Origin of the sequence: Micromonospora sp. NPDC049799, assembly GCF_040656655.1 — a bacterium.
GTDB lineage: Bacteria > Actinomycetota > Actinomycetes > Mycobacteriales > Micromonosporaceae > Micromonospora.
The window spans coordinates 1-12,674 of record NZ_JBFAMU010000014.1 but is presented as its reverse complement, the minus strand read 5'-3'; the positions used below and the strand labels follow the sequence as shown (position 1 = coordinate 12,674).

Genomic DNA, 12,674 nt, shown 5'->3' with positions numbered 1-12,674 from the left:
TGACGGGTGTCCGCCGTGGATCTCGTACTGCTGCTGCTCATGCTCGTGTTCGCCATCAGCGGATATCGCCAGGGCTTCGTCATCGGGGTGTTGTCGTTCTCCGGCTTCTTCCTGGGGGCGCTGATCGGGTTGCAGCTCGGGCCGCTGATGGCCCAGCAGTTCGTGGACAGCGGCACCCGCGTGCTGATCTCGCTGGTCGCGGTCTTCGGCCTGGCGGTGGTCGGCCAGGCGCTCGCCGGCTGGCTCGGCTCCCACCTGCGCAAGACGATCACCAGTGACGTCGGGAGGCAGGCCGACGACATCGGTGGAGCCTTCGTCTCGCTCTTCGCCGTTCTCCTGGTGGCCTGGCTGGTCGCGGTGCCGCTCGGCTCGTCGTCGCTGCCCTGGCTGGCCTCCTCGGTCCGCAACAGCGCGCTGCTCACCGTCGTCGACCGGGTCCTGCCCGACCAGGCGCAGGAGCTGTCCACCGCGCTGCGGGACACGGTGGACACGAACGGCTTCCCGGACGTCTTCGGCGACCTGGCGCCCACCCGGGCCCGGCAGGTGTCCCCGCCCGACCCGGCACTGGCCGGCTCCCAGGTGGTGGTCAACAGCCAGCGGTCGGTGGTCAAGGTGCTCGGCTCGGCGCCCAGCTGTTCCCGCCGGATCGAGGGCTCCGGCTTCGTGTACGCGGACGACCGGGTGATGACCAACGCGCACGTGGTGGCCGGCACCCGCTCCACCGTCGTCGAGCTGAACGGCGACCGGTACGACGGCAAGGTCGTCGTCTACGACCCGGACCGGGACCTGGCCGTGCTGCACGTGCCGGGCCTGCCCGGTCCGTCCATGCGGTTCGCCGCCGGCAACGCGGGCACCGGGGCGGACGCGATCGTCCTCGGGTTCCCGCTCGACGGGCCGTACAACGCCCAGTCGGCACGCGTCCGGGACATCGACCGGATCACCGGTCCGGACATCTACTCGGGCGGGAACGTGACCCGGGAGATCTACACGATCCGGGCGCTGGTGCAGAGCGGCAACTCCGGCGGCCCGCTGGTCTCCTCCAACGGGCTGGTGCTCGGCGTGATCTTCGCGGCGGCGGCGGACGATCCGAACACCGGTTTCGCGGTGACCGCCGCCGAGGCCCGACCGGTCGCCCTGGCCGGCGCGGAGCGGACCCGGGCGGTCGCCACCGGCGAGTGCACCTGACCGGCAGCCGTCAGGGGGTCGCCGGCTGACCCGCGACGGCCCGGTCCTCGCGGGTGCCGGCGGGTGACAGCCGGGCCCGGCCCCACCGGACGCTCCGGTCGAGGATCGCGCGCGCCATGATCAGCACGCAGGTCCCGCCGTTGAGGAAGGAAGCCACCACGTCGCTCGGGTGATGCATGCCCCGGTACATGCGGGTCAGCGCGACACCCACCGGCACCAGCAGGAGCAGGGTGCCCCAGGCCACCCTGGTCCGTGTGCTCCGGGCCCGCAGGACGAGCAGCAGCCCGATGCCCAGGTAGAGCGCCACCGCCGCGGAGGTGTGCCCGGAGGGGAAGCTCGACGTGGGCGGCGAGACGTCCATCTTCTCGACGGCCGGGCGGTGCCGGTCGATGGCCATGGTGGTCAGCAGGAAGATCAGCGCCTGGGCGCTCACCGCGGCGCACAGGAAGATCGGCTCCCGCCAGCGGCGCAGCCGCAGCCGGAGGAACAGCGCCACCAGGACGGTCACGACCACGATCATCTGGGTGCTGGCCAGCGTGCTGAAGACCAGCGACACGTGGTTCCAGCCGGACGTCCGGTCCGCCGCCAGTTCGCTGTTCACCCCGTGTTCGAGAGTGAAGGGCCAGGACCCGGCGAAGACCCGGGTGACCAGCATCCCGAGCGCCACCATGACGGCCAGCAGGAGCGTCACCGGCAGCAGAACCCGTCGTACACCCTGGAGCACCGTGAAGGACATGGGCCGGCCATTACCCGCCCGCTGATCGATTCACTCCCGCCGGAGCCGCCGCTCAGCCGACACGCGTCGGTTCGCCCCCCTCCCCGGGGTCGACACCGTCCCTTGTGACCCGGACGGAGGGCAGGCCGACATGGTGGCGCCAGGTGGTGAACGCGGCGGTGGTCGCGGCAACCACCGCGGCGCCGAGCAGCCACCCGCCCACCACGTCGCTGGTCCAGTGCACTCCGAGGGCCACCCGGGTGAAGCCGGTCAGCACGACGAGGACCAGCGCGGCCCCCCAGAGCGCGGCACGCTGCACCGGCTGGCGCGCGTACGGCAGGAACACCATCACCAGGACGCCGGCGGCGAGGGTGGCGTTCAGCGCGTGCCCGGAGGGGAACGCGAAGCCGGCCGCTCGGGCCACCGGGTCGAGCAGGTCCGGCCGGTGCCGCCCGACGAGCAGTTTCAGCAGCGGGCCGAGCAGGCCACCCACGATCATGGTGGTGGCCACCCAGAGCGCCAGCCGCCGGGCCTGCCGCCGGACCAGCCAGATGACCAGGACCAGCGCGGCGGCCCGCAGCGGCATCGGGCCGAGCACGTCGGTCCAGACGATCAGGAACCGGGTCCAGCCGGGCCGGTCGAGCGCCCAGCCGTGCAGCGCGTCCGTCACCGTCGCGTCCCAGCGGTGCAGGGGCGACGAGGACGCCAGGACGAGCAGGGCCAACAGCGAGAACGGCACCAGGACCAGGAAGGCCGCCGCCGAGGCCAGGGTGAGCCGCAGGCCGAGGGAGTGGTCCCGGTCGAGGCGGCGCCGCCGCCAGGAGGGTCGGGCATCGGGCGGCAGGGTACGCGGACCGGACGTGCTCATGGGAGCCGTTCTACCCCGGACGTGACCCCGTCAGACCCGGATCACGGAAACCCTCAGCGACTCCACAGACGGAGCCGGCGTACCACCAGCGCGGCCCCGGTGAGCAGGGCCACCAGTACGGCGATCCCGGTCCAGAAGCGTTCCGGGGTGCTGTCGTCCTCCGCGCCCGCGGGCTGCGCCGACCACCGGGTCTGCTGTCGGGGCGCGGAGAGGCCGAGCCCGTCCCGGTCGGCTCCGGCCCCCTGGGCCTGCGCCGACCCCGGCGCCGGGCCGAACCCGACCACGCCCGGCGAGGACTGGTCGTCGAGGGGGTTGCGGCCGACCGTCGGCACCTCGGCGTCCAGGGCGGCGACCGGGTCGACCAACCCGTACCCGAAGCGGTCGTCGCGGCCGGTGGGGCCGATGTCCTTGGCGGTGGCGAGCAGCCGGTTGACCACGTCACCGGCGGACATCTCCGGGTAGCGGGACCGGATCAGCGCGGCGGTGGCGGCCACCAGCGGTGCCGCGAAACTGGTGCCCTGCACCCGCCAGTACCCCCGGTCCGGGCGTGCGCCGACCAGGCCCGTCGCGGGCGCGGTGAGCACCGTCGAGCGGCCGGTGATCGCGCCCGACCACAGGTTCTCGCTGTTGCGTTCCAGGCCGGACACCGCGATCACGCCCGGCTCCCGGGCCGGGTACCAGACCTTGCTGTCCGACGAGGTCGCCAGGTTTCCGGTGCAGGCCACCACCACGACGTCCCGGGCGAAGGCGTAGTCCAGCGCGGCGGCCAGTGCCGGACTGTCGCTGCTGCCGCCGAGGGACAGGTTGATCACGCGGGCACCGTGGTCGACCGCCCAGCGCACCCCCTTGGCGACGATCAACGCGTCGTCGTAGCGGTTCTCCGCGTCGAGGACCCGGACCGGCAGGATCCGGGCGTCGGGCGCCAGCCCGACGACCCCGCGTTTGTCGTCGTTGCGCCCGGCGATCAGGCCCGCCACCGTGGTGCCGTGCCCGACCGGGTCTCCCGCCGCGTCGCCGTCGGGCGTGACCAGGTCGACGCCGGGCAGCACCTGACCGGCCAGGTCCGGGTGGTCGGCGTCCACACCGGAGTCGATGACCGCGACGACGACGCCACGCCCGGTGGACGTACGCCAGGCGGTCTCCGCCCGTAGCTCGTCGAGCTGCCACTGCTCGTCGCGGACCTGATCGGGGCGTTCCCTGCCGTCGGGTGCCCGACGGACCACCGGGGCCTTCGCGACCTGCTGGGCGGCGACCACACGGACCGCGGCGGCCCGCTCCGGCCGGGGCGCGGCCCCCGCCGGGGCGACCGGGCCGGCGACGGACACGACAGTGGCCGCCACGCCCAGGAAGGCCCGGACGGCGAACCGTCGAGTGGCCGGCGGAGCGCTGTGCCGCACCCTGGTCACATCTTCAGCCATTCATCGCGACGCAAACATGACGATGGGAGATTACCGGTTCCGGGCCGTCCAGCGGGTCGTTCCCGGAACACCGGTCACACCGGAGGCAGATGGGCCAGCTGCACGAGCCGGACGCCCTCGCGCCGCGTGACCAGGCGACCGCGCCCCGGAGGCAGCGGGCCCGGCCGGACCGGACCGACCAGCGCGCCCTCGTCCGGGTTGCCCGCCATCACGAGCCCCGCGGTGGACAGCTCCCGCAGCCGTTGCACGATCGGTTCGTACTGGGCCCGGCCCGCGCCACCCGACCGCCGCGCGAGCACCAGGTGCAGCCCGACGTCCCGGGCGTGCGGCAGGTGTTCCTCCAGCGCGCGCAACGGGTTGGCCGGGCCACTGGCGACCAGGTCGTAGTCGTCGACCAGCACGAACAGCTCCGGACCGGTCCACCAGGACCGTTCCCGCAGCTGCGCCGGGGTGACCTCCGGGCCGGGCAGCCGGCCCTGCAGGTAGCCGGAGGCGGACTCGATCAGGTCCGTGGTGTGACTGGCCGCCGTGCCGTACCCGATGAGGTGGTCGGTGGTGATGGTGTCCATCAGGCTGCGCCGGTAGTCGACCAGGATCACCCGGGCCTGCTCCGGGGTGAACCGGGTGACGATCGAGGTCGCCAACGCGCGCAGGAAAGACGACTTGCCGCACTCCGCGTCCCCGAAGACCACGAGGTGCGGCTCGGCGGCGAAGTCCAGCACGACCGGGCGCAGGTCCGCCTCGGCGATGCCGACGGGAAGACACAGGCCGGTGGTCGCGGTCAGGTCCAGGTCGGCGTACGGCAGGACCGGCGGGAGCAGACGCACCGGTGGCGCGGTCGGCCCCTGCCACGCACCGGCGACCTGCTTGACCAGGTCGGCGGTGTCCGCGCCGGTGCCCGCGAGCTGCGGCAGCGCGGTGAGGAAGTGCAGGCTCTCGGCGGTGACGCCCCGGCCGGGTGTCTTCTCCGGCACGTTCGCCGCGGCCCGCCGGGCGACCAGCGAGTCGGACGGGTCGCCGAGGCGCAGCTCCAGCCGGGAGCCGAACAGGTCGCGGATCGCCGGCCGGAAGTCCAGCCAGCGCACCGCCGTCGCCACCACGTGCACCCCGTACGACAGGCCCCGGGTGGCGAGGTCGGTGATCAGCGGTTCCAGATCGTCGTACTCGCCGCGCAGCGTGGCCCAGCCGTCCACCACGAGGAACACGTCCCCGAACGGGTCGGCGGCCGGTTGGCCGGCACCGGCGGCACGTCGCTGCCGCCAGGCGGCCATCGACTCCACGCCCAGGTCGGCGAAGCGCTGCTCCCGGTCGGTGAGCAGGGTCGTGATCTCCCCGACCGTACGGCGGACCGCCGTCGGATCGGTGCGGCCGGCGACCCCACCCACGTGCGGCAGGTCGCGCAGCACGGCGAGACCACCGCCGCCGAAGTCCAGGCAGTAGACCTGCACCTCGGTGGGCGTGTGGGTGAGCGCCAGCGCGCAGACCAGCGTCCGCAGCGCGGTCGACTTGCCGCTCTGCGGCGCGCCCACCACGGCCACGTGCCCGGCCGCGCCGTCGAGGGCCAGCCAGAACAGGTCACGCCGCTGCTCGAAGGGCTTGTCCACCACGGCCACCGGCACACCGAGCGCGCCGTGCAGCTCCGGGTTGCCGAAGCAGAGGCCGCGTGCCGGGTCGATCCCGACGGGGCCGAGCACCTCGTCCAGCGCCGGGGCCCGCCCGAGCGGCGGGAGCCACACCTGGTGTGCGGGCGGGCCCTGTCCGGCGAGCCGGCTGACCATCAGGTCCAGCAGGTTCGTGCCGCCGACCTCCTCGGCCGGGGGCAGGGCGGGCGGCCCGACCGGCTCGGGCACCGGCACGTGGTGCGTGGTGAAGGTGAACAGGCGCGGCGCGCCGGCGTCGCCCGCGCCCGCCGCGACGCCGCGCCGACGCACCGTTCCGGACACGTAGGCGGCCCGGAAACGCACCAGCGGCTCGGTGCCGAAGCGCAGGTAGCCGTGCCCCGGGGAGCGGGGCAGCTGGTGCGCGTCGGGCACCCCGAGCACCGTCCGGGACTCCAGCGCCGAGAAGGTCCGCAACCCGATCCGGTACGACAGGTGGGTGTCGAGTCCCCGTAGGCGCCCCTCCTCCAGACGCTGGCTGGCCAGCAGGAGGTGCACGCCGAGCGAGCGGCCGAGCCGGCCGATCTGCACGAACAGGTCGATGAAGTCCGGCTTGGCGGACAGCAGCTCGGAGAACTCGTCGCAGACGAGCAGCAGCGACGGCAGCGGTGCGAGCGGGGTGCCGGCGGCCCGGGCCCGTTCGTAGTCGCGGAGGCTGGCGAAGTTGCCCGCCCGGCGGAGGAGTTCCTGTCGGCGGACCAGTTCCCCGTTGATCGCGTCCACCATGCGGTCGACCAGCGGCAGCGCGTCCGCCAGGTTGGTGATCACCGCGGCGGTGTGCGGCAGCCGGTCGAAGGAGGCGAACGTGGCGCCGCCCTTGAAGTCGACCAGCACGAAGTTGAGCTGCTCGGAGCTGTGCGTCGCGGCCAGCCCGAGCACCAGCGTCCGGAGCAGCTCGGACTTGCCGGAGCCGGTCGCGCCGATGAGCAGGCCGTGCGGCCCCATCCCGTCCTGCGCGGACTCCTTGAGGTCCAGTTCGATGGCGCCGCCGTCGGCGCCCACCCCGATCGGCACCCGGAGCCGCTCCCGGGGCGAGCGGAGCGCCCAGCCCTGCTCGGCGGTGAAGTTCTCCGGGTCGCCGATGCCCAGCAGCTCGGGCAGGCCGAGGTCGGCCCCCGGGGCGGCGTCGGAACCGTGCACGGTGGTGGCCAACCGGAGCGGCGCGAGCCGTCGGGCGACGGCCTCGGCGTCGGCCACGTCGAGCCGGTCCGGCGTACCGACCTCGGCGTGGCCCTCCGCGGAGGACGAGTGCAGCCGGCCGTGCCGCAGCTCCAGCACCAGCGCGAAGCGGTCGAGCAGGCGTGGCGGTGGAGTGTCCAGGTCGATGACCGTGACGGCGTCGATGCCGCTCTCCCCGGTCAGGTCGGCGGCGCCGGTCAGGTCACCCCCGTCGAGCACCACCACCACGTGCGGACCGTCGGTGGCCGGGCCGGCCGGGCTGAACCGGGACCGGCTGGCCAGCACCTCGTCCAGCAGGCGTTCCAGCTCGGCGCCGGAGCTGGTGACCAGCCGCACCGGCCCGAGGGCGTCGGTGCGGACCGGGTTCTGGGCGTGCGGCAGCCACTTGACCCACTCCCAGGCGTCCCGCCGTTCCGGCCCGGCGCAGACCGCCACCAGCAGCTCGTCCGGTGCGTGGAAGACGGCGAGCTGGGTGAGCATCGCCCGGGCGAGCGCCTGGGCGGCGGTCGAGCCGGGCCCGGCGGTGGCGTCCCGCACGAAGACCCGGGCGAAGCTGCGCAGCGACAGGGCCACCGGCAGGTCGGGCACCACCGAGTACGCGTCGAGGAACCGGCGCAGGGCACCGGCGGTCATCGGCTCCAGCTCCTCGAGCGGGCGGGTGACCGGGGGAACCAGCGGGGTGGCGAGGGTCTGCGGACCGACGCCGACGCGGACCACCGCGAAGTCGGGATCGGTGGGGCGCCGTTCCCAGACGCGGTGGCTGTCCACCGTGGACCAGAGCCGGCCCGGGTCCGGGTGCCGGTAGTACAGCCCGGCGCGCTGCTGTCCGGCGGTCTGCCGGACCCGTCGGCGCAGCCCGGTGAGGTGCCGCAGGTACTCCCGGCGGGCCGCCATCATCTCGGACTTCTTCGGGGTGCCGGAGGCGCTGCCCCAGGAGGTGACCAGCATGGCGAGCGAGGACAGCCCGAACATCCCGCCGACGACGTACGAGTAGGCGCCGCCGCCCCGGCCGAACATCATCGCCATCGCCACCGTGCCACCGAGCATCGGCAGCACCATGAGCATCTGCTGCCAGCGCCCACCGGCGACCGGCGGGATCTCCGGCGGTGCCTGCACCGGCAGCTCACCGACGGGAATCTCCGGCGCCGGACGGCGCGGCGGTCGCTTGATGACGACAGTGGACACTCGACCTCCCGACAGCGCTCGGTAACCCGAGCCTGGCTCATGGTAGGTAAAGTCCTGTCGTCCGCACACCCACCCACCGTGCTCGATATGGAGATCAGTCGATGACGATCGGGCTGGCCCGGGTCACCATCAGCGGCCCGCAGCGGCGGGTGGACGTGGCCCTGCCGGAGCAGGTTCCCCTGGCCGAGCTGCTGCCCGAGGTGCTCCGGCATGCCGGCGAGGGCCTCGCCGACGACGGTGAGCGGCACGGCGGCTGGGTGTTGCGGCGCACCGACGGCGCGGTGCTGGCGACCGCCCAGGCGCTGCTGCCCCAGGGCGTCCGCGACGGCGAGGTGCTCCACCTCGTCCCGGCCCGCGCGCAGTGGCCGGAACTGGAGTACGACGACGTGGTCGAGGCGATCGCCGACGGCGCCCGCCGCCGAGGCGGGGCCTGGTCGCCGACGGCCACCCGGACCGCCGCCCTGGCGGGCGCCTCCGTCCCGCTCGGTGTCGGCCTGCTCGCCGTCCTGGCCGGCGGGCCCGCGCAGCCGACCGGCGCGTCGGCCGCCGCCGCGGTCGCCCTGCTGCTCGCCCTCGCCGCGGTGGTCGCCTCCCGGGGCTACGGCGACGGCCCGGCCGCCGCCACCCTCGGCGGGTACGCCCTGCCGAGCGGCGACGGCGGCGCGGGCCGGGCCGGGATCGGGGTACGCGGCGAGGTCGCCGAGCGCGGCCGTGACCGGGTCGGCCAACCAGTCGGGCATAGGGGCCCGCCGGACGTTCACCGCAAGGTCGACCAGTCCGTCACCCACCTCGGCGTCACCGTGATGGGTGAGGTCCGGCTCGGAGGGGCCGCCGGCGCCCGGGGGCACCGCGATCGTCTGACCACGCATGTCCGCGATCCTGCCGGGAAGGCGGCGTACGGGACAGCGGATCGCGGCGTGGGCCACGTCACCACTCTCGGTGTTCATGAATATTTCTCAAGTAAGAATCGGAAATGTCATAACTTGGGCGTGTGAGCAATCGACCCCTTGCCTCCGCCGGTCGTCTCGTTCCCCTCCTCCGCGCCGGCCTGATCGCCGGCATCGTGGTCGCCGCCGTGGCGTACCCCGTCGCCGCCGCCACCGGCATCGGCGCGAAGGTCACCGCCCACGCGCTGGAGCACAAGACCAAGATCCTCACGACCGCTCTGCCCGCCGAGACGTCGTACCTGTACGCGCCGGACGGGAAGACGGTGCTGACGATGTTCTACGAGGAGTACCGGCAGTACACCAAGATCGCGGACATCTCGCCGAACATGCAGCAGGCGATCGTGGCCGCCGAGGACAACCGCTTCTACCAGCACCGGGGTGTCGACCCGAAGGGCGTCGCCCGCGCCTTCGTCGCCAACGCGCAGGCCAGTGGCGTCTCGCAGGGCGCGTCCACCCTGACCATGCAGTACGTGCGGATGGCCCTGCGGGACAGCGCCACGACGCCGAAGGAGGTGCAGGAGGCCACCCAGCAGACCAGCCTGCGCAAGGTCCGGGAGATGCGGATGGCGCTCGACCTGGAGAAGGAGCTGAGCAAGGAGCAGATCCTGGAGCGCTACCTCAACTCCGCGTACTTCGGGCACCGCGCGTACGGCATCTACGCGGCCAGTGAGATCTTCTTCTCCAAGACGCCCAAGGACCTCACCCCCGTCGAGGCGGCCACCCTGGCCGGCCTGGTCAAGTCCCCGTCGGAGTACGACCCGGCCACCTCCGACCAGAAGGACGCCACCGGCCGGCGCAACTACGTCCTGGACCGGATGGCCCAGCTCGGCTACCTCTCTCCCGACGCGGTGGCGCAGGCGAAGAGCGAGCGGATCAAACTCACCCTCAGCTATCCGTCCAACGACTGCGCCGCCGTGCCCGACAAGTGGAACAGCTGGGGGTTCGCCTGCGACTACGTGAAGAACTGGTGGAGCGCCCAGCCCGCCTTCGGCGAGAACCGGCTGGAACGGATGGACAAGCTGCGCCGGGGCGGCTACCGGATCGTGCTGAGCCTGGACCCGAAGATCCAGGCGGCGGCCGAAGAGAACGTCGGCACCAAGGAGAACACCGGCAGCCCGTTCGCCAACGGCATCGTGGTCTCCGAGCCGGGCACCGGCCGGGTGAAGGCGATGGCGGTGAACCGCACGTACTCCCTGGACCTCAGCGAGAACGGCCAGAGCTCCAACCCCGAGGCCGGACCGAACGTGAAGGCCAACTACCCGAACACGGTGGCGCCCCTGCTCGGCGGCGGCAGCCTCCCCGGTTACCAGGCCGGGTCGACGTTCAAGATGTTCCCGATGCTCGCCGCGCTCAACGCCGGCAAGCCCCTGTCGACCTCGTTCAACGCGCCCTACCGCTACCGGTCCGAGGTCTACAACGGCTGGGCGCCGACGAACGCCAGCGGCGCGATGAGCGGCCAGCAGACCATGTGGTCCGCCTTCGGTAAGTCGGTCAACACCTACTGGGTCTGGCTGGAGGAGCAGATCGGCGCGGACAAGGGCGTCCGGCTCGCTGAACAGCTCGGTCTGCGCTGGCGCACCGATGTCGACCGGGAGCACGCGGCACCCGCCCGGGCGAGCACGTGGGGCGCGTTCACCCTGGGCGTCTCCGACGCCACCCCGCTGGAGATGGCCAACGCGTACGCCGCCATCGCCGCCGACGGCCGGTACTGCGAGGCGATCCCGGTGCAGGCGATCTACAACCGGGACGGCACGCCGACCATGTTCCGGACCGCCTCCGGCATCGAACGGGAGGTCGCCAAGCCGCGCTGCCGGCAGGTGGTCAACGCCGACGCCGCCCGGGCGGCCACCGACGCCGCCCGCTGCCCGACCGGCGACACCCCGGCCCGGGGAAGCTGCGGCGGCTGGTCGACGGCGGACAGCGTCCGGGGCACGGTGGGCCGGCCGGTCGCCGGCAAGACCGGCACCACGGACAGCACCCGGTCGGCCTGGTTCGTCGGCTACACCCCGGAACTCGCGGCGGCCAGCTTCATCTCCGACCCGGACAACCCGTTCAACGCGGTCGGCGACGGGCAGTCCCAGATCCCGATCAAGGCGGTCTCGGAGACCCTCCGCGACGCTCTCAAGGGCACACCGCCACGCCAGTTCACCCCACCGTCGGACACCATGGTGGGCTGAGCGGACCCGCACCGACGCGCCGTCTCCGGATGGGGACGGCGCATCAGTGCAGGTCGGCGGAGACCAGGGACCAGAGTTCGAGGTCGACGCGGGCACCACGCACGTAGCCCGCGTTGCGCAACAGGCCCTCGTAGGTGAAGCCGGCCTTCTCCGCCACCCGCCGGGAGGCGACGTTGCCGGGGGCGACCCGCAGCTCGACACGCTGGAACCCGTGCTCCAGGAGCAGCGCGATGGCGAGCGCGTCCACCGCCTCGGCGGCCAGGCCGAACCCCCGGGCGTGCGGGGCCATCGCGTACGAGACCTCCGTGCACAGCGCACCCCAGTCGGTGCGCCGGGCCCACAGGCAGCCGACCACCCGGTCGTCCTCCCGCCGCAGCACCGCGTAGTGGTCGCCGTCGCCGCTGTCCCGGCGCTGCCGGGCCAGGTCGGTGCACCACGCGTACCCGTCGATCTGCCCGGACTCGTCGGCCAGCGGCAGCCAGCGCTGCGTCTGCCGGTCGGCGAAGACCTCGTCGGCGGCCTTGGCGTCGGCCGCCCCCAGCGGCCGGACCTCCGTACGCGGGGTCGAGACGGTCAGCGTCGGGAACCGGCGGACCGCCACCTGACCGATCACGCCGGGACCCCGCCGGGACCCGCGACCGCCGCCGGGTCGACCACCGACCGCGCCGCCGCCTCGACCAGACGGACGGCCATCCCCGGGTACGCGGCCCAGTGCGGGACCAGCTGCGAGGCGTGCACACCCCGCCACACGAAGCCCTCCGGCGCGCCGCCGTCCCAGCTCCACGCCGCCCGTTGCCCGGCCCGCGGGGACAGCACCGCCCGGTGGTCCTTGTGCCCGGTCACCACCGTGCCGGTCGCGGCGACCACGCTGTCGGTAAGCGCGGTCGCGGTGCGGTAGCCGACGACCAGGCCGTCCCGGCTGCTGCCCACCGCGTCCAGCACCCCGCACATCGGCAGGCCGTCGACCTCCCGGGCCAGCCACAGCAGGCCGGCGCCCTCGGCGACCACCGGGCGGCCGGTACGGGCCAGCTCGGCGACCGCGATGCAGAGCCGCCGGTTGGCGGAGAGCTGCGCCGCGTACGACTCCGGCAGGCCGCCACCGACCACCAGCGCCCGCACCCCGGCGGGCAGCGCCTCGTCGTGCAGCGGGTCGACCGTCACCACCTCGGCACCGGCCGCCCGCAGCAGCTCGGTGGTCTCCACGTGGCCGTAGGTACCGCCCGCGCCACCGGCCACCGCCACCAGCGGCCGTTCACCGGTCGACGGGCCACCGGCGGCAGCGACCTCGGCCTCGGGCGACCAGGCCGGCGCGGGCAGCGCCGGGGCGGAGCGGGCCAGCCCG

7 protein-coding genes and 3 pseudogenes are annotated in these 12,674 nt (G+C 73.7%); 3 read left to right on the top strand and 7 right to left on the bottom strand.

Annotated features, from left to right (window positions below; all coding sequences use genetic code 11):
• Window positions 1–6: 6 nt before the first annotated feature.
• The gene (locus tag AB0I76_RS02875) at window positions 7–1,185 is read left to right on the top strand and encodes a MarP family serine protease (protein ID WP_357029042.1); all 1,179 of its coding nucleotides are present in this window, start codon (window positions 7–9) and stop codon (window positions 1,183–1,185) included.
• Window positions 1,186–1,195: 10 nt separating this feature from the next.
• Here AB0I76_RS02875 and AB0I76_RS02870 read toward each other — a convergent pair whose 3' ends face one another.
• From AB0I76_RS02870 to eccCa, 4 genes are all read right to left on the bottom strand, one after another.
• Window positions 1,196–1,921, bottom strand: coding sequence for a phosphatase PAP2 family protein (locus AB0I76_RS02870; RefSeq protein ID WP_357029039.1), 726 nt, complete (start codon window positions 1,919–1,921; stop codon window positions 1,196–1,198).
• A gap of 52 nt (window positions 1,922–1,973) precedes the next feature.
• Window positions 1,974–2,768: a phosphatase PAP2 family protein gene (locus AB0I76_RS02865; RefSeq protein ID WP_357029036.1), complete on the bottom strand. Its 795-nt coding sequence runs from the start codon at window positions 2,766–2,768 to the stop codon at window positions 1,974–1,976.
• A 53-nt stretch (window positions 2,769–2,821) separates the two neighbouring features.
• The gene (gene mycP / locus AB0I76_RS02860) at window positions 2,822–4,186 is read right to left on the bottom strand and encodes a type VII secretion-associated serine protease mycosin (protein WP_357029033.1); all 1,365 of its coding nucleotides are present in this window, start codon (window positions 4,184–4,186) and stop codon (window positions 2,822–2,824) included.
• 74 nt (window positions 4,187–4,260) lie between these two features.
• On the bottom strand, window positions 4,261–8,208 hold the full coding sequence (eccCa, locus tag AB0I76_RS02855) for a type VII secretion protein EccCa (protein WP_357029030.1): 3,948 nt from the start codon (window positions 8,206–8,208) through the stop codon (window positions 4,261–4,263).
• 101 nt (window positions 8,209–8,309) lie between these two features.
• Between eccCa and eccD the strand changes: the two are divergent.
• Window positions 8,310–8,855: pseudogene (gene eccD, locus AB0I76_RS02850) on the top strand (type VII secretion integral membrane protein EccD); the annotation flags it as partial.
• Here eccD and AB0I76_RS02845 read toward each other — a convergent pair.
• Window positions 8,835–9,077: pseudogene (locus AB0I76_RS02845) on the bottom strand (aminotransferase); the annotation flags it as partial. The pseudogenes eccD and AB0I76_RS02845 sit on opposite strands and share 21 nt — an antisense overlap.
• 122 nt (window positions 9,078–9,199) lie before the next feature.
• Here AB0I76_RS02845 and AB0I76_RS02840 point away from each other — a divergent pair.
• Complete coding sequence (locus AB0I76_RS02840) at window positions 9,200–11,332, top strand: transglycosylase domain-containing protein (protein ID WP_357029027.1); 2,133 nt, start codon at window positions 9,200–9,202, stop codon at window positions 11,330–11,332.
• A gap of 43 nt (window positions 11,333–11,375) precedes the next feature.
• On the opposite strand, the gene AB0I76_RS02835 is transcribed toward AB0I76_RS02840, so the two are convergent.
• Entirely contained in the window at window positions 11,376–11,945 is a 570-nt protein-coding gene (locus AB0I76_RS02835) for a GNAT family protein (protein WP_357029024.1), read from the bottom strand.
• Window positions 11,942–12,674, bottom strand: a pseudogene (locus tag AB0I76_RS02830) (cobyrinic acid a,c-diamide synthase); the annotation flags it as partial. The pseudogene AB0I76_RS02830 and the gene AB0I76_RS02835, both read right to left, overlap by 4 nt.

Excerpts from the sequence above, each read along its gene's own strand:
- mycP (WP_357029033.1), bottom strand. The coding sequence starts at position 4,186 with ATGGCTGAAGATGTGACCAGGGTGCGGCACAGCGCTCCGCCGGCCACT.
- AB0I76_RS02865 (WP_357029036.1), bottom strand. The coding sequence starts at position 2,768 with ATGAGCACGTCCGGTCCGCGTACCCTGCCGCCCGATGCCCGACCCTCC.
- AB0I76_RS02870 (WP_357029039.1), bottom strand. The coding sequence starts at position 1,921 with ATGTCCTTCACGGTGCTCCAGGGTGTACGACGGGTTCTGCTGCCGGTG.